The sequence below is a fragment of the Colwellia sp. BRX8-4 genome (assembly GCF_014077345.1).
GTDB lineage: Bacteria > Pseudomonadota > Gammaproteobacteria > Enterobacterales > Alteromonadaceae > Colwellia_A.
This window is the reverse complement of the sequence record NZ_JACGVS010000001.1, coordinates 18,658-41,753: the sequence shown is the minus strand read 5'-3', so window position 1 is coordinate 41,753 and position 23,096 is coordinate 18,658. Positions and strand designations below refer to the sequence as shown.

Annotated in this window: 21 protein-coding genes; 20 read left to right on the top strand and 1 reads right to left on the bottom strand. The window is 37.5% G+C overall.

The genetic code is table 11. The features are described 5' to 3' along the window. Position 1: 1 nt before the first annotated feature. The 5 genes from H4J56_RS00180 (at position 2) to H4J56_RS19855 (ending at position 4,876) form a co-directional block, all read left to right on the top strand. Positions 2-1,717 carry a GspE/PulE family protein gene (locus tag H4J56_RS00180; protein WP_182251070.1) on the top strand — a complete coding sequence of 572 codons (1,716 nt, stop codon included), beginning with the start codon at positions 2-4 and terminating at the stop codon, positions 1,715-1,717. A 14-nt stretch (positions 1,718-1,731) separates the two neighbouring features. After that, positions 1,732-2,967 (top strand): type II secretion system F family protein, encoded by a 1,236-nt coding sequence (locus tag H4J56_RS00175; RefSeq protein WP_182221272.1) that lies wholly within the window; start codon positions 1,732-1,734, stop codon positions 2,965-2,967. Positions 2,968-3,106: 139 nt separating this feature from the next. Beyond that, entirely contained in the window at positions 3,107-3,640 is a 534-nt protein-coding gene (locus H4J56_RS00170; protein WP_182251068.1) for a hypothetical protein, read from the top strand. A 139-nt stretch (positions 3,641-3,779) separates the two neighbouring features. Continuing rightward, positions 3,780-4,376 carry a type II secretion system protein gene (locus tag H4J56_RS00165; protein ID WP_182251067.1) on the top strand — a complete coding sequence of 199 codons (597 nt, stop codon included), beginning with the start codon at positions 3,780-3,782 and terminating at the stop codon, positions 4,374-4,376. Between the two features lie 44 nt (positions 4,377-4,420). Further along, the gene (locus H4J56_RS19855) at positions 4,421-4,876 is read left to right on the top strand and encodes a prepilin-type N-terminal cleavage/methylation domain-containing protein (RefSeq protein WP_182251066.1); all 456 of its coding nucleotides are present in this window, start codon (positions 4,421-4,423) and stop codon (positions 4,874-4,876) included. A gap of 52 nt (positions 4,877-4,928) precedes the next feature. On the opposite strand, the gene H4J56_RS00155 is transcribed toward H4J56_RS19855, so the two are convergent. Continuing rightward, a complete protein-coding gene (locus H4J56_RS00155) occupies positions 4,929-6,557 on the bottom strand; it encodes a PglL family O-oligosaccharyltransferase (protein ID WP_182251065.1) in 1,629 nt (542 codons plus the stop codon). Positions 6,558-6,789: 232 nt separating this feature from the next. On the opposite strand from H4J56_RS00155, the gene H4J56_RS19850 reads away from it, so the two are divergent. The 15 genes from H4J56_RS19850 to H4J56_RS00080 all read left to right on the top strand — a co-directional run bounded on the left by H4J56_RS19850 (position 6,790) and on the right by H4J56_RS00080 (position 23,032). After that, a complete protein-coding gene (locus tag H4J56_RS19850) occupies positions 6,790-7,284 on the top strand; it encodes a prepilin-type N-terminal cleavage/methylation domain-containing protein (protein ID WP_310733820.1) in 495 nt (164 codons plus the stop codon). A 44-nt stretch (positions 7,285-7,328) separates the two neighbouring features. Continuing rightward, positions 7,329-7,820 (top strand): hypothetical protein, encoded by a 492-nt coding sequence (locus H4J56_RS00145; RefSeq protein WP_182251063.1) that lies wholly within the window; start codon positions 7,329-7,331, stop codon positions 7,818-7,820. Continuing rightward, on the top strand, positions 7,807-8,385 hold the full coding sequence (locus tag H4J56_RS00140; RefSeq protein WP_182251062.1) for a prepilin-type N-terminal cleavage/methylation domain-containing protein: 579 nt from the start codon (positions 7,807-7,809) through the stop codon (positions 8,383-8,385). Before H4J56_RS00145 ends, H4J56_RS00140 begins: the two co-directional genes overlap by 14 nt. Then, a complete protein-coding gene (locus tag H4J56_RS00135) occupies positions 8,385-9,281 on the top strand; it encodes a PilW family protein (protein WP_182251061.1) in 897 nt (298 codons plus the stop codon). The genes H4J56_RS00140 and H4J56_RS00135 overlap by 1 nt, the downstream gene beginning before the upstream one ends. After that, positions 9,271-9,735 (top strand): type II secretory pathway component, encoded by a 465-nt coding sequence (locus H4J56_RS00130; protein ID WP_182251060.1) that lies wholly within the window; start codon positions 9,271-9,273, stop codon positions 9,733-9,735. Before H4J56_RS00135 ends, H4J56_RS00130 begins: the two co-directional genes overlap by 11 nt. 164 nt (positions 9,736-9,899) lie before the next feature. Further along, complete coding sequence (locus H4J56_RS00125) at positions 9,900-10,469, top strand: PEP-CTERM sorting domain-containing protein (RefSeq protein WP_182251059.1); 570 nt, start codon at positions 9,900-9,902, stop codon at positions 10,467-10,469. Between the two features lie 712 nt (positions 10,470-11,181). Further along, positions 11,182-12,225 (top strand): rod shape-determining protein, encoded by a 1,044-nt coding sequence (locus tag H4J56_RS00120; RefSeq protein WP_070375565.1) that lies wholly within the window; start codon positions 11,182-11,184, stop codon positions 12,223-12,225. Positions 12,226-12,361: 136 nt separating this feature from the next. Then, positions 12,362-13,282 carry a rod shape-determining protein MreC gene (mreC, locus tag H4J56_RS00115; RefSeq protein WP_182244109.1) on the top strand — a complete coding sequence of 307 codons (921 nt, stop codon included), beginning with the start codon at positions 12,362-12,364 and terminating at the stop codon, positions 13,280-13,282. Further along, positions 13,269-13,748 (top strand): rod shape-determining protein MreD, encoded by a 480-nt coding sequence (gene mreD / locus H4J56_RS00110; RefSeq protein ID WP_070375567.1) that lies wholly within the window; start codon positions 13,269-13,271, stop codon positions 13,746-13,748. Before mreC ends, mreD begins: the two co-directional genes overlap by 14 nt. Before the next feature lie 36 nt (positions 13,749-13,784). Further along, positions 13,785-14,402, top strand: a complete 618-nt coding sequence (locus H4J56_RS00105; protein WP_182251058.1) for a nucleoside triphosphate pyrophosphatase — start codon at positions 13,785-13,787, stop codon at positions 14,400-14,402. After that, entirely contained in the window at positions 14,399-15,865 is a 1,467-nt protein-coding gene (gene rng, locus H4J56_RS00100) for a ribonuclease G (RefSeq protein WP_182175473.1), read from the top strand. The genes H4J56_RS00105 and rng overlap by 4 nt, the downstream gene beginning before the upstream one ends. A 422-nt stretch (positions 15,866-16,287) precedes the next feature. After that, positions 16,288-20,229 (top strand): YhdP family protein, encoded by a 3,942-nt coding sequence (locus tag H4J56_RS00095; RefSeq protein WP_182251057.1) that lies wholly within the window; start codon positions 16,288-16,290, stop codon positions 20,227-20,229. Further along, positions 20,222-21,058, top strand: a complete 837-nt coding sequence (locus H4J56_RS00090) for a carbon-nitrogen hydrolase family protein (RefSeq protein ID WP_182251056.1) — start codon at positions 20,222-20,224, stop codon at positions 21,056-21,058. Before H4J56_RS00095 ends, H4J56_RS00090 begins: the two co-directional genes overlap by 8 nt. 26 nt (positions 21,059-21,084) lie before the next feature. Then, entirely contained in the window at positions 21,085-22,524 is a 1,440-nt protein-coding gene (gene tldD / locus H4J56_RS00085; protein ID WP_182175476.1) for a metalloprotease TldD, read from the top strand. A 256-nt stretch (positions 22,525-22,780) separates the two neighbouring features. Further along, positions 22,781-23,032: a hypothetical protein gene (locus H4J56_RS00080; RefSeq protein ID WP_182221264.1), complete on the top strand. Its 252-nt coding sequence runs from the start codon at positions 22,781-22,783 to the stop codon at positions 23,030-23,032. Positions 23,033-23,096 lie beyond the last annotated feature (64 nt).

Here is a 23,096-nt window from a genome sequence, read left to right as displayed (position 1 = left end):
TATGGCAGCACCTAAATTAAAAATGCGCCTAGGCGATTTATTAGTACACGAGCATATCATTACTAATGAACAATTAATGCAGGCACTGAATAGCCAGAAAGCGACAGGACGAAAACTAGGTGATACCTTAATTGAACTTGGCCACATCGGCGAGCGTCAATTACAAGAGTTCTTAGCGCAACAGCTTAATGTACCTTTCTTAGATATTAGTCAACGTCGTATTCCCAATGAAGTTGCTTCATTATTACCCGAGGTTCATGCACGTCGTTTACGCGCGTTAATCATTGAAGACCAAGGTGAAAGTGTCTTGCTAGGGATGAGCGACCCTGCTGATTTAAGTGGTCTAGACCAGCTTGAAAGAATGCTTGCTCCGAAAAAAATAAACCTTGCTGTAGTCATGGAGTCACAGCTTTATCAAGCATTTGATGGCTTGTATCGACGCACAGCAGATATAGAATCATTCGCCAGTCAGTTAGAAGAAGAGTATGAACAAACCACTGATTTTGATTTATCATCAACATTTTCAGATGACAGCGGTGATGCAACAGTTGGTAAATTATTACAATCGGTCTTTGAAGATGCGGTGCAGATGCGTGCCTCTGATATCCATATTGAGCCAGATGAAAATCTATTGCGCATTCGTCAGCGAATAGATGGAGTATTACAAGAAAATATATTAAAAGAAAATAAAATTGCCTCAGCCATGGTTTTACGATTGAAACTAATGGCAGGCTTAGATATTTCAGAAAAACGTTTACCACAAGATGGCCGTTTTAATCTTCAAATTAAAGGCCATAATATTGATGTGCGTATGTCTACTATGCCAGTGCAGTACGGTGAATCGGTCGTTATGCGATTACTTGACCAGTCTGCAGGTTTGCTGTCTCTCGATAAAATTGGAATGCCTGCCGACTTAGTCGCCCGTGTTCGTCACCAAATTACCCGGCCACATGGTATGGTGCTAGTTACAGGGCCAACAGGTAGTGGTAAAACAACAACTTTGTATGGCGCGTTAACCGAACTTAACCAAGCGAGTAAAAAAATTATTACCGTGGAAGACCCCGTAGAATATCGTCTACCTCGGATAAATCAGGTGCAAGTCGCACCAAAAATCAATTTAAATTTTTCAACCGTGCTACGTACTGCGCTTCGTCAAGATCCCGATATTATTATGGTTGGCGAAATGCGAGATCAAGAAACGGTCGAAATTGGTTTGCGTGGCGCATTAACAGGTCACTTAGTGCTATCAACACTGCATACCAATGATGCCATTACCAGTGCCTTACGATTAATTGATATGGGTGCAGCGGGTTTTCTTGTTGGTAGTTCACTACGCGCGGTGATTGCACAACGTTTAGTACGCAAAGTCTGTGAATATTGCCTTGAAGACCATTCGCCAGACAGTCAAGAAATGATGTGGCTGACTCATCTTGCTGGCGATGAAGCCACAACAGCCAATTATAAAAAAGGTCGTGGCTGTCAGTCATGCCAGTACACAGGTTATAAAGGACGTATAGGTGTATTCGAATTATTAGAAATGAATGATGCGATGATGGCGGCTTTAAAACGTGATGATGCTGAGGCATTCACTGAATTAGCAAAAGCTAATCCTACTTTCACACCGATAGCACAAGCGGCATTTAATTATGCTAAACAGGGTATTATTAGCGCAGAAGAAGTACTTCGTTTAGTTGATAGTATTGACGTTCAGGGTTAAGAGTAGACTTACTTATGGCTATATTTAGTTACGTAGGCAGAAATGCTAGCGGCTCACAAGTTAAAGGGACAATAGAAGCAACAAACGCTAATACGGTTGCTGAGCAATTGTCACGTCAAGGCATTATTCCCGTTGCTATTAATAAATCAAAAGATAGCGGTTCAACTGATATAGCAAATATAGATATTGGTGATTTACTGGGCTTTTCTGTTATATCACTGGATGAACTCATTGTCTTTTGTCGACAAATGTATGCACTTGTTCGTTCGGGCGTGCCAATATTACGCGCGATCAACGGTATGGCAGAATCAAGTACATCTGATAAATTAAAAGTTGCTTTAACTGATATTGGTAGTCAATTAGAAGGCGGCTACACCCTTTCAACCGCTTTAAGTAAATACCCTAAGCTTTTCTCACCTCTATTTGTTTCGTTAGTCCATGTTGGCGAGAATACCGGGCAGCTAGATGGTTCGTTCTTAAAGCTGGCCAATTATCTTGAACGAGAGCAAGACACCCGTAAACGAATAAAAACCGCCTTACGTTATCCAAGTTTTGTCCTCGGCGCCATTGTGATTGCTATGGTCATTTTGAATATTTTTGTTGTTCCTACATTTGCAAATATGTTTGCAAAATTAGGTGCTGACTTACCCGTGACTACAAAAATGCTAATTGCCAGTTCGAATTTCTTTTTAAACTACTGGCCTCATCTGCTTGTAGGAAGTGTATTTGGCTTCTTTGGCCTAAAAAATTATTTAAAAACTGAACGTGGTATGTATTTATGGGACCGATTAAAAACAAAATTACCGGTTGTCGGAGGGGTGATTGAACGGTCTATTCTGTCACGATTTTCCCATACATTTGCCATTGTACTTAAAGCCGGTGTTCCTTTAACAACAGGATTAACCTTAGTTGCAGACGCCGTAGATAACACTTATATGCGAGATAAAATTTTAGCCATGCGCGGTGGTATTGAAAGTGGAGATAGTTTATTGCGCTCAGCCAATGCCAGTAAGTTATTTACGCCTCTCGTTTTACAAATGGTGGCTGTTGGTGAAGAAACCGGTCGAGTAGACGAGCTTCTAGAAGAAGTCGGTGATTACTATGAACGCGAGGTTGATTACGAACTGAGTACGTTAACGGCTCGTATTGAGCCGATAATGATCGCTATTGTTGCCGCTATGGTATTGGTGCTTGCACTGGGTATATTTACTCCAATGTGGGACATGATGTCGGCCTTTAAAGGTAAATAGTGTTTGTCTTTAATTGTTACGTTTGATTATTATCAATGTAATGAGCCTATGACTTGAAACGTAGATCAATTTAGCTTGTTGATTTAATCGTTGAGGTATTTATAGCCTAATAATTTTTATGGATTAAGTTAGTTATAATATGACATTACAACAGGTAAGTGCTAAAAAGGGTAAGTCGTTAGCTGAAAATCTGATCATACTCGCTATGATTGGCTTACTTATGGCGACATTCCTCTATTATTTTTTTAAACAAGAGCAGCATTTATCACGTGTAGGTTTTGATTCTGTTGCCAATACATTTTCCGCACGAGTTATAGGTATTCATGCGCAATGGTTTATGGATAATAAACCCACCTGGGTCTTGATCAAAGAAGCAACAGCAGTCAATGGCGATCGCGAAAATAATCGCATTGCCGTAAACAAATTGGGTTGGGTTGATATAGCAACTGTAAATAACCTAAGTAATGAAAACGAGTGTCAGAAAATATGGCAACAAGTGTTAGCAACACCTATGATTTATATAAAACAGCCTATTTCAGCAGTAATAGTCAATATAAAAACTAATCAAGTGGGGCAGCAACAAAAATATCTTTGCCAATATAGCTTACCTTCGGGTGAATATTTTGAATATCACCCAAGCAACGGTAAGGTTACTGAAATAAAGATACATTAATAAAAAGTAGTGAATTTGTTTTATATACGTTAATAATGCTATAAAAGTACACTAAGTAAGTGACTTTATTAGTAAATCGTTGTTAGAATCAATTTATAACACTAGTCAAAGCGCTAGCAAAACGATAGAAGAGGTTGTGATGAAAAAACAAGCAGGTTTTACACTCATTGAATTAGTCATTGTTGTGGTTATTTTAGGTTTCTTAGCGGTAACGGCCATTCCTAAATTTATTGATTTAACTGATCAAGCTAAACAAGCCAACATCGAAGGTATGGCAGGTGGTTTTGCAACGGGTATTTCTCTAGCTAGAGCTCAGTGGGAAGCTGAAGGGCGCACGACTACTGGCACAAATAACACCACAGTTTATGATGGTGTGAGTCTAACATTAACCACTGAAGCAGCAGGTGTGCGTCCTGGTTATGTAACGGGTTTAACCGATGGGGCAACATTAGGTGATGGCTTCAACGCAGCTAACTGTAAAGAAATTTGGGATAATATTTTTCAACAACCTCCAACATTAGAAACATTTGCTAACTCAGACAGTACAACAAATTATATTGTTGCTGAAACAGGTGATGTCGCTGACTCACATTGTATTTATTATTTAACAGAAACATTGAATAAAGACGCAACAACGGGGGCTTTTGTTGACCCGGGTGTAGCAAATATAGGCAACAATTTTACCTATTATCCTGCGACTAGTCGTGTAGAGATTAATATTGCAGTAACAAACTAATCGTTAGATAGATAAAAATTTAAAATTAAATTAAAAGGTAAATTATGAAAAAATTACAAAAGCAAGCCGGTTTTACGTTAATTGAATTAGTTATTGTTATCGTTATTTTAGGTATTTTAGCGGCAACGGCAGCACCTAAGTTTATTAATTTGACTGGTGATGCACGTTCAGCTACAGTCGAGGCTGTTGAAGGTGCATTAAATTCAGCCGCAGATTTAGCTCGTGCCAAAGCTTTAGTTTCAGGAACTGCTAATGGCAGTCTTAGTATCGCAGGTTCAACTATTGTGTTTGCTGGTGGTTGGCCAACAGAGGAGACTATTGGTTTGTTACTTGAAATAGACTCTACGGGTAGTGATTTTTCTGAAGTTTCTGGTACTCCTGGAACTTTTACTCATAATGATGCGGCAGAGCCTACAACTTGTCAGGCAATATACAATGCAACCGGTGCAAGCAATACGGTAAGACCAGATATTAAAAGTATAGTGACTGATTGTAACTAATCAATAACAGCTCTATCGATATAAGAAACCGAGCAATGCTTGGTTTTTTATGTCACTTAATATCATTCAGCTTTAAGTTCTTACCCCAAACATCAATAAGAGGGTAAGTGTGCTTTGCTTCTTTAAGTACTTCTTCGTATTGTTCTCTTTTTCCTAAAACACTTAAACACAGTAGTATCTTTGAATAAACACTCGGACGAGGTTTATAGCGCACACGACTTAACCCCCAATCAATATATTGTTGCAGTTTGCCAGTATTCTTTTCTTTAAGTCCTGAGATTAATATGAGGCTGTATATATTAGCCTCAAATCGACTTTGCCAAGCTACAGGGTTAATGATTTGTTCAAATGATTCTATATTTTGGTGACCATTTTTTTCATATGCGGTAATGATAATACCCGTATGTAGAGTTGTCGCTAAAAAAGGTAGGAAAATAACAGGTAATAAAACCGCAACAAAACGTAATAAAAAGGTTTTATCGAATGAAAAATTATTTTTATCACTACTACCTTGTATATCAGTAAACCATAATAAAATTATGAATATAAACCAGTGGCTTATTGAGCTATAAAAAGGAAACTCTAATTGGCTGTGCAGCAGTAATGGGATAATCAATCCTAAAATGGCTAATCGCTTGGCGAGCTTATTATTTATTTTTAGCCAGCTTTTCATATAGGCCACAAAGAAAAAAGCCATTCCTAATAAAGCAACAATTCCACCTTCACTGACCCAATATAAAACTTCATTGTGAGGGTGTGATAACATCAGTAATGGATGGTTAATCTCTGAAGTATCTAATTTTAACTGGTTATTAAAATCTAGATAACTACGTTCAAATCCTCCATAGCCAAAACCAAATATTGGTTTTTCCAATATCATTTTGATTGATATTAAATAAATATCAGAACGAGCCGTAATATTTGTAACCCTTTTTTCGATTAGGTTACTAGGTTTGTCGACAATACTAAGTTGGGCTAAAAATAAAGCTGAAAGTACGATCAACAATAATTTAGTCAATTGTTTTTTATTGACCAAAAATAGGTATGGCGCTATCAATAAGCTTGTGATTATAACTACTAAGTAACCTGTTCTTGAAGAAAGTGGAATAATCAGAAAGCTGGTATTAAATAGTGTGATGTAAATAAACCATTTTTTTAGGAAAGCATATTTTTTTTTGTCAACATCGACAGTTAAATATAAACTCAAACTGATGCCTAAGCCCATAAAACTTGCCATAACATTAGGTTGTAAAAAACTGCCGTGAGGCCGACTAATTCCCATCTTATAACCACCCCAATCACCTGTTTCTAAAATAAAATATTGTACTAAGCCAAAACTTGCTTGTAGAGCAACGGCAATTAATATCCACCAGAGAACTTGTTGAGGGTTATTTCTTAATTCATCAAATTGATATAAAGATAACAGAAGCAATAAACCACCGGCCAAACCTAGTAAGCGTGGAATAGCGTGGTCACTGAACTCACTGCCATAAAACATAGGCACACATAAACACAGAAACCCCAATAAACTGTAAAGCTGTAATTTACTAAGAATGACTTTTTTATTAATAGTAATTTGCCAAAGACCTAAAGAAATAAGTATGGTGGCGATTAACCAACCAAAAACATTGAATGACAAATAAAGCCCTGTGCCACCGGGTGTTTCAAGAACAATATGCATGGCAAAGCAGAAGTATAAAATGAGAAAAAATCGGAAATAGGGAAATAGCGTCACGGTAATTTAGTCAGAGAAAATAGTGCATAAAGAGTAAAGTGCTTCATCTATATTTACAATATTTAATCGGTTAATTGTTTGTCGTTTACAAGATATATTTTTATAAACAAATACGATATGCTATTTAATATTAAATAGATGAGATTTTTCAAAAGTGAAAGTATCAATGGACTCTAAAGTGACACTAATACAGTCAAAAAAAATTACTCAAGGCTTTACGCTTATTGAGTTGATCGTGGTTATTGTTATTTTAGGTATTCTTGCTGCCACAGTAGCGCCAAAATACATAGACATAACATCTGATGCTCATACAGCGACATTAGAAGCTGTAAAGGGATCTTTAGAAGGAGCGTCGGCTCTTGTCTATAGTAAGTCTATAGTTGCTGGAAATCAGAATATCCATAGAAATGATTCACCAACAGTTGCCTTGTCTGATGGTCCTCTTAATATTCATTACGGTTACCCCAAAGCAAATGTTGCAGATTGGAAAAGGTTGATTGAAGTTGACGAGAATGTTTATTCTATGCTCATTGCTGGAGATGGATCATTAATTATATATAGATCCGATAGAGAAGGTGCTCCCCCTACTCGCATTGTATTTGATTGTATAGCTTATTACAGGCAAGGGGGCGAAAATCGTAAGTCTGTAGCAGGGGTAAACCCTTGCATTTAAATTATGAAACTCTCTAAGTAAAGAGATTTAATAAGGGGGAGTTAATGCTTTATAAATTGAATTATAATAACTTTAAGAATATAACTGGTTTCACTACAATTGAACTAGTTGTTGTGATCATACTTATTGGTATTATTTCTGCCACCGTAATCCCTAAAATGCAATCAACAGGTGGATATGAAGAAATAATCTATCAAGATGAAACCGTTACCAAACTTCGCAGTATTCAGTTACGTGCCATGCAAGATACCTCTGTTAGCGGGTGTCATGATGTATTAGTTACGAGTGATAAGTTAGGTATTCCAGATGTTAGCTGCACAACTTTTGTTGATAATAATGTGAACAGTACCACCATCGTTAAAATAATCGAAGATGGGGTGAGCTTTCAATATGCAGGTGGTTCAACACTTTTTTCTTTTGATCATTTAGGACGACCTGTTGATTGTGTTTCTCCTTGCCAAATTAGTATAGTTGGTAAAGAACAAACCCTCATTGTTGCCATTAACGATCAAGGCTATATTTATGCTGTTAATTAATCAGATAAAATATCAGAGTACTGCAAAACAAACTGGCTTTACGCTGATTGAAATTATTGTCGGTATCGTGGTTTTATCTACTACTTATGCCGTGCTAACAACTTTGATATATCCTCTAGCAAGCCAAAGTGCTGCTCAAGTTCATCAGATCAGAGCTGCGGAATTAGGTCAATCCATGATCAATGAAATTTTAGGCAAAGCCTTTGATGAAAACTCTGATATGTCCGGTGGTTTTTTACGATGTGGAGAAATTTCTGCAGATCTTTGTACTACATCGGCGAATTTGGGTGCTGACGGCAGTGAGCAGCGCGTTGATTATAATGATGTAGATGATTACAACTCGATTAATTTTACTGACGATAACATTCTCAACTCTCAAGGTAATCCTATTTCTGATGTTTATGTCGGCTTCTCTATGAATGTTTCGGTAATTTATGACAGTGATTATAGTGGAACATATGATGCAAGTGTTGATGATGAAAAAACAACAAAGTTAATTACTATTACTGTGCGCAGCCCACAAGATGATGATTACATTTTTTCGGTATATAGGGTGAACTTCTAATGCTTTCTCGTTTTTGTCAGCCCAATAACCTTAAAATAAATGCTATTCATTGCTTACATTCAAAAAAAGAAAACTTTAAAACGGGGCATTTTAAAAATATAAAATCAAAAGGCTTTACGTTAATTGAGTTTATAGTCGCTATGGTATTATTGGGTATACTCGCGGTAGGTGTTAGCTCTTTTTTACAATTTGGCAGTCAAATATATTCTGATGTATCGGCACGAGATCAAATATTATCATCTGCCCGGTTTGCCATTGAAAGACTCAACAGAGAACTTAGAGGTGCGTTGCCTAATAGTGCACGGATAACGACCAACGGCTGTTTAGAGTTTATGCCGATTCAATCTAGTGCTATTTATGTTGATATCCCCGTTGCTCCAGACTCAGCAAGTGATAAAGTTACTATTGTGCCAGCTTCGACCACGGTCAGTATTACAGATGTAGTAACCTTTAATGCGATCGTTTACCCTTTAAATTCGAATGATGTTTATCTTTCATCTAATCAGAAGTTTTATCCTATTGATAGTGCAATTTATTCGACTAACTCTTCGATAGACCCGCATGTTTTAACATTAGATAGTTCAGTGCTATTTGCCGAAGAATCAACAACCAACAGAGTATATTTTATCGACGACTCTGTGATGTATTGTATCGAAGGCAGCGATGACAATAATAGTTTAATTCGATACGATGTGACAAGTCATAGTATCACCGGCGAGCCAGTCAACTTAAGCAATAGAGCTGTAATGGCAGAATATCTAAAAGATGATTCTGCCTTTAGTACGATTGGTGCTAATTTGCAGCGAAATGCAATTGTTTCGATTCGATTATATTTTACAAGGCAATTCGAAGAAATTTTATTTGAGAATGAAATACAGGTGCCGAATGTTCCATAGCGATAGAAGTATAAATTTACATAAACGCGATGATTGCGTTATTCAAGTCACAGCCAAGCAAAAGGGTAGTGCTATCGTTATCGCTATTTTTGTCATTGTGGTAATGGCTTTACTTGGTGCGGGGTTGGTTAAAATATTATCATCAAGTGCTGAGTCTGTAGCTTATGAAGTTATCGGTACGCGTGCATATGCAGCAGCGCAGACGGGGGCTCAATGGCAATTACTCGAAGTTTTTCCTCATGACACTGATATAAGAACGACATGCCAAAATATTATAATTGAACCTGATTTTTCGAATGTTAAAGGTTTAGAGAATTGCGAAGCTTTAGTAACCTGTAATGATGACGGTGAATTTGATGGCACAACCTACTATATTATTACCAGTACAGGTCAATGTTCCATCGGCGGTGTTATAACATCTCGTACCGTTAAAATAGAAGCAAGAAGCCTATAACGTCTGTTGCAGTGTTTTAGCATTAAGTGTTAGAAATTTTTACAGTTTACTTTATGTATATATACCTAAAAGAGCAACCTGTTGTTTTTTAATGGAATTTACTGGTTGGCATAACTTGTGCTTACTAGTTGATATACTAAGTTTTTCATTAATTGAGAATTATAATGATTAAGTTTTCTTTGAAATTAGCTGTTTTTCTAATTTATTTGTTATCAAGCGCAGCTCATGCTGGCTTAATAGATGAATCTGGTGTTTGGGTTTGTGACGATCCTGAAGATGAGGTTTGTATAATCAGTGATGTAATCCCTGAAGAGTTTTATATAGTTAAAGGTCAATTTCAGTGGGTATGGGCATCTTATGTAAATACAGAGTTTTATGACGGGAATCAATTAATGAGCCCTGAAGATTTTCATCTAAATGAAGGGTGGCGATTTGCAACTACAAACGAAGAATTATTTGAACTATCTGAACTTACACTTAGTGATTTTACCAATGATAATGGGAGTTTAATTGAAGCTGCGATATATTGGAATACACGCTATATGGGTGTTGATAGCCTTAATTTAGATGATAGTGACATTTCAAGCGTTTGGGTTTCTAATGTTCATGACAATTTCTTTTTCGATACTTTTTACGTTCGCAATACTCCAGCTCAAGTACCTGAACCTACAACAATTATGATTTTTGCCATTGCTTTAATCGCATTATCCATGAGAAATCGTGTAATTCAATAGTTTCGAATTTGTAGCGTTTACGTGCAAACAGCCTCGTCAATACGGGGCTTTTTATTGCCTTAAAATAATTATATAGGACCTATATTAGGCTCGCTAAATTTATTTGAAAAGATGTGCCGATAAAAAACAGTTGGCTTTTAAGCCGAACATTCATCTTTATTCATTAGTCATCATGAAATTTTATTCACCGATAAATATGATTAATTAGCATGGTAATCTCGTGGTAAAATGCTGAAATTTATTAAATAGGTTATCCAAAAAGATTGATTTTTAATTCGCGGCGAGTGTAAAAATATTTTTGTCATTTTATGGTAATAATTAGGGAACTATTGGTGTTGAATACAAGACTAAAGATTGGCGAAAGTGTAACTGCACCGCAAAAGTAAGTAACACAACCGATAAACGTAATTGTGCAATTGTAACATTTTGTCCAAATCGAGAAAATGTTACTATGACTTTTTAACAAGAATGAGGGATTTAATACATTATTGATTAACAATTCCCTCAATTTTGGCTTAGTCATTAAAAATATGCTAAAAAAGTGATGTTTTTTATCATTCAAACAACACAAATTTGAAACACTCAGGTATGATTAGCCCATATAATATATTATTAACAAACTTGACAAAATGCTCATTGATTAACTCAATGCTTTGTTGAGAATAAAAGAGATTAATTCTCTTTTTATAACACTTTAGGATATTTAGATCTTATGTTTAAAAAATTACGCGGCATGTTTTCTAATGATTTATCAATAGATTTAGGAACGGCGAACACTCTTATTTATGTAAAAGACCAAGGCATCGTTTTGAATGAGCCTTCGGTAGTTGCTATTCGCCAAGACCGCTCTGGTGGTTCAAAAAGTGTAGCTGCAGTAGGTTCTGCTGCAAAACAAATGCTGGGCAGAACGCCAGGTAATATTGAAGCTATTCGCCCAATGAAAGATGGTGTTATCGCTAACTTTTTTGTTACTGAAAAAATGCTGCAATACTTTATTAAACAAGTTCACAGTAATAATTTTTTACGCCCAAGTCCTCGTGTACTTGTTTGTGTTCCTTGCGGTTCTACTCAAGTTGAACGTCGCGCTATTCGTGAGTCTGCACTTGGTGCTGGCGCCCGTGAAGTTTATCTTATTGACGAACCAATGGCTGCGGCTATTGGTGCAGGTATGCCCGTTTCAGAAGCTACAGGTTCGATGGTAGTTGATATTGGTGGTGGTACCACTGAAGTCGGTATTATTTCATTGAACGGTGTGGTTTATTCTTCTTCTGTACGTATCGGTGGCGATAAGTTTGACGATGCCATTATCAATTACGTACGTCGTAATTTTGGTAGTTTAATTGGCGAAGCAACCGCTGAGCGTATTAAACATGAAATTGGTTCAGCCTACCCAGGTGAAGAAGTATTAGAAATTGAAGTACGTGGCCGTAACTTAGCTGAAGGTGTTCCTCGTAGTTTTACGTTGAACAGCAATGAAATATTAGAAGCACTACAAGAACCACTAACCGGCATTGTTAGTGCTATTATGGTTGCTTTAGAGCAAGCGCCACCAGAACTAGCCTCTGACATTTCAGAACGTGGTATGGTACTTACTGGTGGTGGCGCATTATTACGTGACTTGGATCGTTTATTAATGGAAGAAACTGGCATTCCTGTTGTCGTTGCTGATGATCCACTTACGTGTGTGGCTCTTGGTGGTGGTAAAGCGCTTGAGATGATTGATATGCACGGCGGCGATTTATTCTCTTATGAATAAGTAACCTTCCGTCTGTCGTTGTAGGGTAAATTTAGCGGGTAGAAGTACTTATTGACTGATGTCATCTTGTATTTATTACTTAAATTTACCTATGTAGCTTAACGATGACCATTCCCTAAATAAATTTTAGGTTTATATGAATCCAATATTTAAACATGGCCCTTCCCCTCAGCACCGCCTCTTGTTGGTGCTGTTTTGTTCTGTGTCTTTAATTTTTTTCGATCACAAAATGAATAGCTTTGAAAATATTCGAGGTTATTTACAGTCTCTGGTCAGCCCCTTACAGTATTTAGCGACGACTCCTAAGCAAGTCATGACTTGGGCTGCCGAAAATATTGTTACGCGGCGACAACTACTCAGTGATAACCAGCAATATAAAGTTGAAGAATTGCGTTTTCATCAACAACTATTAGAACTTGAAATTATCAAGAAAGAAAATACGCGGTTGCGTTTATTACTGGCCTCGCCGATACGTGGTGAAGTAAAGAAAATGGTCGCTGAAATAATATCAGTCGACTCTGATCCGTATAGTCAGCAAGTCGTTATTAACCGTGGCAGTGATGATGGTGTCTTTGAAGGTCAACCTGTTATTGACGATGAAGGTATTGTTGGGCAAGTATTACATGTGGGCATTAATAGTAGTCGGGTTATTTTAATTACTGATGTCACTCACGCCGTACCTGTTAGAGTTAGTCGAAATGGTGTGCGTTTAGTCGCTTCAGGAACAGGACAAATAGACAGATTAACCCATAATTTTGTGCAACACAGTACGGATGTTCGCACGGGTGATTTATTAGTAACTTCAGGTCTTGGTGATAAGTACCCTGAAGGGTATCCTGTTGCACGAGTGACCAAAGTTTCACAGAATGATGCAAATGCCTTTGCTTTAGTACAAAGTCAGCCGGTCGCTAAAATTGATCGATTACGCTATTTATTATTGCTGTGGCCTGAAAAAGCATCAGAGATTTTTGCGCCTTCGCAAAAAGTAGTAACACCAAACGTACCTGATAATAAAAAAAGTGAAGATAACACAGGACTAAATAATGTCGATACGTAACCTTTTGATTATTATTTTTACTACGGTTATCGCTTTAATCGCCAGCATTATGCCATTACCCCAGAGTATTGATGTTTTTCGTCCAGACTGGGTATTAGTGGTCTTAGTATACTGGTGCTTAGCCTTACCCGCGCGTGTTAATGTTATAACCGCTGGTTTTGTTGGCTTATTACTTGATGTTTTACTGGGGTCTATTCTCGGTGTGCACACGATGGCGATGGCCCTTGCTGTTTATATTATCGCGGGCAACTTTCAAAAAATTAGAAATTTCTCTGTTTGGCAACAATCACTCATTGTTGGTGTTTTATCGGCGTTATATCATTTAATTGTTTTTTGGATGCAACGGTTTTTAACTGATGCCGTGTTCCTACCTAGTTATTTATATCCGGTGATCACAACGATTGTACTGTGGCCTTGGGCGTTTTTATTATTAAGAAAAGTACGTCGTCACTTTCGTATTACTTAACCCCTGTTATTGACCCGTTAACTGAGTAATTTTTCTATGAAGCCTGTTTTAATTTTAGCGTCACAGTCACCACGAAGAAAAGAATTACTTAGCCAACTTGGTTATCAATTTCAAACTATTTCTGCTGATATCGATGAAAGCATCATCGACAATGAATCACCAAGCGATTATGTGTTACGTTTGGCGATTGAAAAAGCGACGGTAGTCTCAAAAAATCAAGTAGCAGGCAGTGTCGTTCTCGGTTCTGATACTAGCGTTATTTTCGACAATCATATTCTTGGTAAACCGGAGAATATTGCAGCATGCTGTCAACAACTGCTAATGTTATCAAACAACACTCACCAAGTACTGACCGCCATTGCCGTTGTAAAAAACAAACAAATATTATCCGCGGTTATTTCTACGGATGTTACCTTTAAAAAATTGTCTGTTGAAGAAATTAAGCGCTACTGGCATACCGGTGAACCTCAAGATAAAGCAGGCTCGTACGGTATTCAAGGTATTGGTGGACAATTTGTGACACAAATTAAAGGTAGTTATTCTGCTGTAGTCGGTTTACCTTTATATGAAACAGCAAAATTATTGGCTGAGTTAGGTTTACCTACCCCTGTTCAAGACCAAGCAAGCCCCCTCAGCGACGGAGAAATTTTATGAGCGGTGAATTACTGATTAATGTAACCCCAAGTGAAACTCGAGTTGCGCTAATAGAAAATGGCGTATTGCAAGAAGTTCATGTTGAACGTGAATCTCGTCGTGGTTTGGTTGGCAATATTTATCTAGGTAAAGTTATTCGGGTTTTACCGGGTATGCAAGCAGCCTTTATTGATATTAATTTAGAAAAAGCCGCGTTCTTACATGCTTCAGACATCAACACTAAACTCATTATTAGTAATGACGATTTGCCCGCTGACCACGTACCTGACATTAGAGCGTTAGTGCATGAAGGCCAGCAAATTGTGGTTCAGGTCATTAAAGATCCACTGGGCACCAAAGGAGCGCGCTTAACCACAGATATTACCGTAGCCGCTCGATATTTGGTGTTAATGCCAAATGCTAATCATGCGGGCATATCACAACGTATTGAATCTTCAAAAGAGCGCAATCGTCTCAAAGATATTATTACGCCATATTGTAGTGAGGAACACGGATTTATTGTTCGAACGGCTGCTGAAGGTGCTGATGAAAAAGAATTAAAACATGATGCTGAATTTTTACGTCGTGTCTGGAAAAAAGTGCAAGACCGTAAAAAAAGAAAGCAAATGAAAGCGCCTATCTATCAAGATCTTTCATTAGCATTTCGTGTACTCCGTGATTTTGTTGGTATTGATCTTGAACGAATTCGTATCGATTCAAAACTGACTTTTGAGCAGTTGCGGGAATTTACCGAAGAATTTGTCCCTAATTTAACCCCTTTTTTAGAAAATTACCCAGGGGAGCGACCAATCTTTGACTTGTTTGATGTCGAAAATGAGATACAAAGAGCGTTGCATAGAAGAATTGAATTGAAGTCGGGTGGTTACTTAATTATTGATCAAACCGAAGCGATGACCACGATTGATATAAATACCGGTGGATTTGTCGGCCATCGTAATCTAGAAGAAACTATTTTTAATACTAATTCAGAAGCCACACAAGTCATTGCTCGACAGTTGAGACTGAGAAATCTAGGTGGCATCATTATTGTCGATTTTATTGACATGAACAGTGCCGAGCACCAAAAACGTGTGTTACACAGTTTAGATGTAGCGATGGCGAAAGATAATGTTAAATACAGTATTAGTAAGTTTTCTAAGCTTGGCTTAGTAGAAATGACCCGTAAACGTACCCGAGAGAGTCTAGAACATATATTGTGTGGAGAATGTTCAGTGTGTTCAGGTCGAGGGCATTTAAAAACTGTTGAAACCGTTTGTTTTGAAATTTTGCGTGAAATAGTACGAGTAAATCGCGCCTATGATTCAGATAAATTCACTGTTTATGCTTCTTCTGCAGTGAGTGAGTCACTAATTAATGATGAATATCATCACCTTGCTGAGTTAGAAGTTTTCATCGGTAAGCAAATTAAAGTTCAGACAGAAACCATGTATAATCAAGAGCAGTTTGATGTGATTATGATGTAATTAAAAACTATCGATAAAGGCCATTAGGGTCTTATTGTTACTTAAACTTAGGTTTATAGTTCCAGACTAAACCTAAGTACCTACATCCGTGTAGGCACAGGTTTACAGGTATAGAGTTCCAGACTAAACCTAAGTACCTGCATCCGTGTAGGCATAGGTTTACAGGTATAGAGTTCCAGACTAAACCTAAGTACCTACATCCGTGTAGGCACAGGTTTACAGGTATAGAGTTCCAGACTAAACCTAAGTACCTACATCCGTGTAGGCACAGGTTTACAGGTACAGAGTTCCATACTAAACCTAAGTACCTACATCCGTGTAGGCAATTTAGTATAATGGCTTCAAAACCTGATTTGACGGTAAATAAATCAATCACCGTAAGTTAAAAATTAAGATAATTAAGTGTGTAGTAAATTCATTTTATGAGTATTTCAGCTTTTTCGAATCGTTGGTTAAATCGACTGTATAAAGTATTGGCAATTTTGTTGGTGCTTTTTGCGGTACTGATCAGTGCGTTTCGTTTATCTTTGCCCTACGCACATAATTTTCATCAAGACTTACAATATTATCTCAATGAAACTTATGACAGCAATGTAAGCATAGGTTCGTTGAGTATGGAGTGGGCGGTTGACGGGCCGACGATAGTTGTTGAAAAAGTCAATGTACTAGATACTCAAACCGCTAATATATTTGTGTCTCGCATGGAATTGACTGTTGATTTCTGGGGAAGCTTACGCCAACAAAAATTGATTTCTCAAGATATAACCTTAGCAGGTGTACAAGTTTTTTTTGATAAAGCATTATTAACGTCAAAAGATCAAAACGCGGAAGATAGTTCGGTTATTGCTACCATCAGCGATGTATTGTTTCAGCAAATTAATCGCTTTTCATTAATAAACAGTAATATCACCATACAAGATGAGTCAAAAACGCGAACCTTTTTGGTCGACCAACTTGCTTGGGTCAATAACGGTAATCATCATCGAGCTACGGGTAGTATGCTTATTGACGGGTTAACATCTAATAATATTAAATTTAATCTTGATGCATCTGGACAAGACCTTCGTGATTTAAGTGGTCAACTATACTTTGAAGCGAATAAGCTTAATGTAACTCCGTGGCTAGATACTGTTTTTGCTATCGAAAATGACAAAACTTATTCATCGGTTAATTTTAGTGCTTGGTATACCTTAAACAAAGGCAAAGCCAACAGATTACAAATCGCATTAGGCGATAATGAAGTGAGCTGGCTTTTTAAAGATGAATTACACAGTATTCGTATCGATGAAGGTAATATCTTGGTTGAAAATTTTGACGATGCTAAAAATATAAGCACTACGACCACACCATTACAGTTCTACACCAACAATAAGGCTTGGCAGCCTTTAACCATCAACACGAGAAGAACGGCCAATGGCCTACTTACGTATATTTCTTCATTAGAGCTGTTTGGTTTAGCTGACCTTTATCCACTTTTTTCTGGCCACCCAGAAAGTGAAACATTATTAAATGATCTTGCTCCGGTTGGACAGATAACCGACGTTTACTTGCTCAATAATGACGATGATATTAAAGCCGTAGCGCAATTTTCGGATGTTACCTCTTCGTTTAGTCAAGGGATCCCCGGCGTTGAAAATGTCAGTGGTGAACTTACCTTCACTCAAAAAAACTTGCAGGTTAAGTTGTTAGCTCAAAATGGAGAGCTAGATTTTGACCAACACTTTCTTTATCCCATTCCATACCAATCGATTGCTGCACAAGTTAATGTCGACTTTAATCATGCTGAACTATTAGTGAAAGTTCAGCAAATCGAAATGATATCAGAACAACTTAATGCTACCGCCGATTTAGAAATTAAAGCGCTAGAAGATGAAACAATCACGATGGCATTACTCGCTAATGTCCATCAAGGTGACGCTAAGCTCGCAAACTATTTTTACCCACATCTATTGATGGGACAGGAACTGGTCGATTACTTAAACTTAGCCATCATTGACGGTGAATTCGCACAAGCTCAAGTGCTTTTTAATGGGCCACTCGATAAATTCCCATTTGAAGATAATAGCGGTATTTTTGTTGTTAATGCAGAATTGGTCAAGAGTAAATTTCAGTTTGATCCAAGTTGGCCGGTGATTAATGATTTTGATGCTAACTTAAATTTCACTAACAACAGCATGCTAATTACGGGTCGAGGTGGCGAGCTTACTGGCATAGACGTTACCGGTGTTAAGGTTGCTATTGATGATTTAGCTGGCCAACAAATATTAACGGTTGCCGCGAATTTTAAAGATACCCAAGCCAATGCAGTAAGTGACTTAATGAACAATAGTCCGTTGGCCGACACGGTTGGAGAGACACTAAACCAGCTACAAGTATCAGAAAATATTTCAGGTAGCTTTGCACTAAATTTACCTTTAAATGATCTTGATAGTGCTGTGGCAAGTGGCAAGGTTGAGTTCAAGAATAATAAAATAGCATTGCAAGCACCTGCAATGAACTTTACGGAAGTGAATGGTGAATTGAGCTACGAAAATGATGTAATAAAGACGCAAGGACTGACATTAAATTGGCGAGAAATGCCCTTAGTACTGAAAGTAGAAGCCCAGGATACTAACCGTAAATATTACCAAACATTGATTAACCTACAAGCGCAGTGGCCAGAAACCGTTTGGAAAAAAGAGCTGCCAGAATTACTTGAAAAATATGGTCAGGGTCTGTTAGCGTGGCAAGGTGATTTAACGCTAAAGATGCACCACCAAGGTGGTTTTAGTTATGAACTCTTACTGGACTCTACTTTAGAAAAGATAGCACTTTCATTACCTGCGCCTTATAAAAAAATAGCCGATGATGTACTTAATGTTGCGGTAAAAGTTTCTGGAGAGGAAAATTCATCAGTACTTTACGCACAAATCGGTGATGAGCTAAATTTTTATGGTGAGTTAAATCATAGTAAAGTGCAATTTACTAAAGCACATTTAGTCTTAGGTAATGAACATATGTTATTACCAACGGAAGGCTTTCATATCACGACAAACTTATCTACCGCCTCAGTAACCGAGTGGCAACCGTTAATTTTTGATATTCTTGATGGCATAGAACAAGCATCGGTAAATACAGCTGCAGATAATGTTGCCCTGTTAAGTGCGCCTAAACGTATTAGGGGCAAGGTTGAAAAGCTTAATGTGTTAGGACAAGAATTAACTGACGTCTCTTTTAATCTTAACGATGAAGAGCAATGGTGGTTACTTGAATTGCAAGCCAAAGAAACACGTACCAAAGCTAAGTTTTATCCTGATTGGCATCAACAAGGGATAGAGCTTAATGCTGATTTTATTCATTTAACGGCAGATGATGAACTTGTTAATGAAAACCTTGTTGAGGAACCATCAGCAGAACCGATAAGTAACGATGTTATTTTCGCTAATATTCCGCCTATTCGTGGGAAATGTTCGAGTTGTAGCTATGGAAAATTTGATTTTGGTGAAGTTGATTTTTCTATTGAACGGTCTGCTGTCGATACGTTAACCATTAAAAAATTTACGGCTACACGGGGTAAAACACAATTAAGTTTTGATGCCAGTTGGCAACATAATGCCGATGAATCTCAAACCACTATTATAGGCAAATTGAAAGCGAAAAATGTTGATCAAGAAGTCGAGAAATTAGGTTATCCTTCAACGATAAAAGATAGTGAATTGGACATGTACTATAATTTTAACTGGACAGGTAGCCCATTAGATTTTGCGATAGAAAGCTTTAACGGTACAAGCCAAGTTAAACTTTCAGACGGATATTTAGCTGAAGTACCTGATCAAGCCCGAGCATTTTCACTACTCAGTTTACAGTCCTTAGTTCGTAAATTGAAGTTTGATTTTCGAGATATTTTTAGTGATGGTATGTTCTATGATTCCATTAAAGGAGATTTTGAGGTCAAAAATGGCGTTGTTTATACCGATAACACTTTCATGAAAGGTGCGGCAGGCGACTTATCTATAAAAGGTAATACCAACTTAAACGACCAAGTACTCGATTATAAAATGTCTTATAAGCCCAATTTAACCTCAAGCTTACCTGCAATTGCCTGGATAGCGACATTAAACCCATTGACCTTTATTGGTGCTTTGGCTCTTGATGGCGTTATTACCTCGCAAGTTGTTTCAGAATATAAAATTGAAGTTACTGGGCCAATTGACTTACCCGTAGTAAAAGTCGTCGATAAAAAAACCCAAAATATAAAAGTTGGCCGTTCAACACCTCCTGAAGTTATTGATATCATTCCTGATCAGAACAATATCACTCCTGTTACACCAGCAAATAAAACAGAGGGTATAAAAGATCACAAGGAAATAAACCTAGATGGTTAGACTTACGGCAATACAACTATGCTCTGTACCCAATGTTGAAGAAAACCTAGTGAGTATTGAGGCTGAATTAGCTCGATTATCGCCAGTTACTTCGAATGATGAACATATTGTCGTTTTACCTGAGTGTTGTTTGTTCTTTGGAGGAAAAGACGCCGAGCAATTAGCGGTATCTAAACGATCATTAAAAGATAAGCTGGCAACGTTAGCCAAAAAATATCAGGTGCTTTTGGTTGCTGGTAGTATTCCACTAGCAACCTCAGCCAAAATTGAAGATAAGTTTACTAACAGTAGTTGTATTTTTTCACCGCAAGGTCATGAGTTAATACAGTACGATAAAATTCATTTATTCGATGCTAATGTTGAAGATAACGAAAAAAGTTATCGTGAATCTCGCTATACTCAAGCGGGTGATAAAGTTTGTTGTTGGCAAGCTGAAAATGTGAATATTGGCTTAACAATTTGTTATGACTTGAGATTTCCTGAACTTTATCGCCAACTTCGCTTGTTAGGTGCTGATGTTATTACGGTACCAAGTGCCTTTACTACAGTAACCGGTCAAGCACATTGGCAAACATTATTACAAGCACGTGCCATTGAAAATCAAGTGTATATTGTAGCTGCAGGCCAACATGGTACGCATCTTAATGGTAGAGAAACATGGGGACACAGTATGATTATCAGTCCTTGGGGAGAAATACTTAGCTGTATAGAGCAAGGTATTGGTAGTATTAGTGTTGAATTTTCCCGTGACGAACTAGACAGAGTAAGAGCAGCAATGCCTGTTACTGAACATAATCAATTTGAAAGCACATTAAAACGCCCAAATTAAATAAATTAATACGATAAGTGAAAAATATGAATAGTGTTGAACGTGAACTTTTAGCCGATAGCCAAATTGACCGAGATCTTTTAGATCAAACGTTAAACAATATATATCAACGAAACATTGATTTAGCCGACTTATACTTTCAGTCGAGCTGTCATGAGTCATGGATGCTAGAAGATGGCATTGTCAAAGAAGGTTCATATAATATTGAACGTGGTGTTGGTGTGCGAGCAATATCAGGCGAAAAAACTGGTTTTGCTTACTCTGATGATATTTCTCCTCTCGCGTTAAAAAAAGCAGCTGATGCCGCTAAAGGTATTGCAAATGCCGACCAAAATGGTCGAGTACTTGCTTTTAAAAATCAAACAGTGAAATCAGTTTATCAAGCCACTGATCCGTTAGGCAGTCTAGCGCAAGAGCAAAAAATCACCTTAATGCATGAAATTGAAGCCCATGCTCGTTCAGTTGATAAGCGTGTTCAGCAGGTTATTGTTAGTTTGTCAGGTGTTTATGAAAAAATATTAGTGGCTGCTAGCGATGGTACTTTTGCTACTGATATACGACCACTGGTTCGCTTAAATTGCTCAGTATTAGTTGAAGATAATGGTAAACGTGAACGTGGCAGTGCTGGCGGTGGTGCTCGAACTGATTATAGTTATTTCTTTGAACTTGAAAATGGTAAAGCACGTTATTTAGCTTATGCCGAAGAAGCGGTTCGTCAAGCTTTAGTCAATGTGGTGGCAATAGAATCTCCAGCTGGCATGTTACCTGTTGTACTTGGTTCAGGTTGGCCGGGCGTGCTATTGCATGAAGCCGTTGGTCATGGTTTAGAAGGTGATTTTAACCGTAAAGGTTCGTCAGCATTTTCAGGTAAAATTGGTCAAAAGGTGACTTCTGATTTATGCACTATTGTTGATGATGGCACAATCCCTAATCGCCGTGGTTCAATTTCAATAGATGATGAAGGAACGCCAGGACAATACAATGTACTGATTGAAAAAGGTATTTTGAAAGGTTATATGCAAGATAAGCATAACGCTAAGCTGATGGGTGTAGCACCTACCGGTAATGGTCGCCGTGAATCTTATGCACATTTACCTATGCCTAGAATGACTAATACTTATATGCTTGCGGGTGAACATGATCCAAAAGATATTATTAAGTCAGTGAAAAAAGGCATTTACGCGCCACATTTTGCTGGTGGTCAAGTTGATATTACCTCTGGAAAATTTGTTTTCACCAGCTCTGAAGCTTACCTTATTGAAAACGGTGAAATTACTTCGCCAATAAAAGGCGCTACGTTAATTGGTAGTGGTCCTGAAGCGATGAAAAATGTCAGCATGGTCGGTAACGACCTGAAACTTGATGCTGGCGTTGGTGTTTGTGGAAAAGATGGACAAAGTATTCCGGTAGGTGTTGGCCAACCTACTTTGAAAATCAATGAAATGACAATTGGTGGCACTCAGTAGTTCATTTCTGAATAAATTACTTTTAAGAAAGTCATCCGCTATTTAGAAATAAATGGCTGATGACTTTTTTTTGCGCTAGCTATTAAGAGGAATATTTTGGCAAAACATTATAAAAGTAATAACAATCGCTATTTTTATTAACAGGGATTGAAAAACAGCTCTAATTGTTATAATGTAACAACATATGCGTAGTAATTACTTTTTATTTACACAGTTTTTTTCACAGAGTCGGCAATCAATAATAAGTTTATTGATCATGTCTGCATTTCTGTGCGCCACGCTTAGTCATAGTTCGCATGGTGAATTGATACCTGATAATGTTGAATTACAGCAGTGTAAACTGTGTCAGCATAACATTGACACGCCAAAGAATAATATCACCTTAAAACTGGTTAACGTCAGTAATTATCAACAATCCACGCAAACGTTAATTATAGTTAATCGTTACACACCATTTTATTTGATACCACAGTTACGTGCCCCCCCCTGTTCAATAGATAAAAATTAACACAGTTCAAAAATACAAATTTTAGGAAATTAGCTTAATCGCTAATCTTCTTTAGATCTATCTA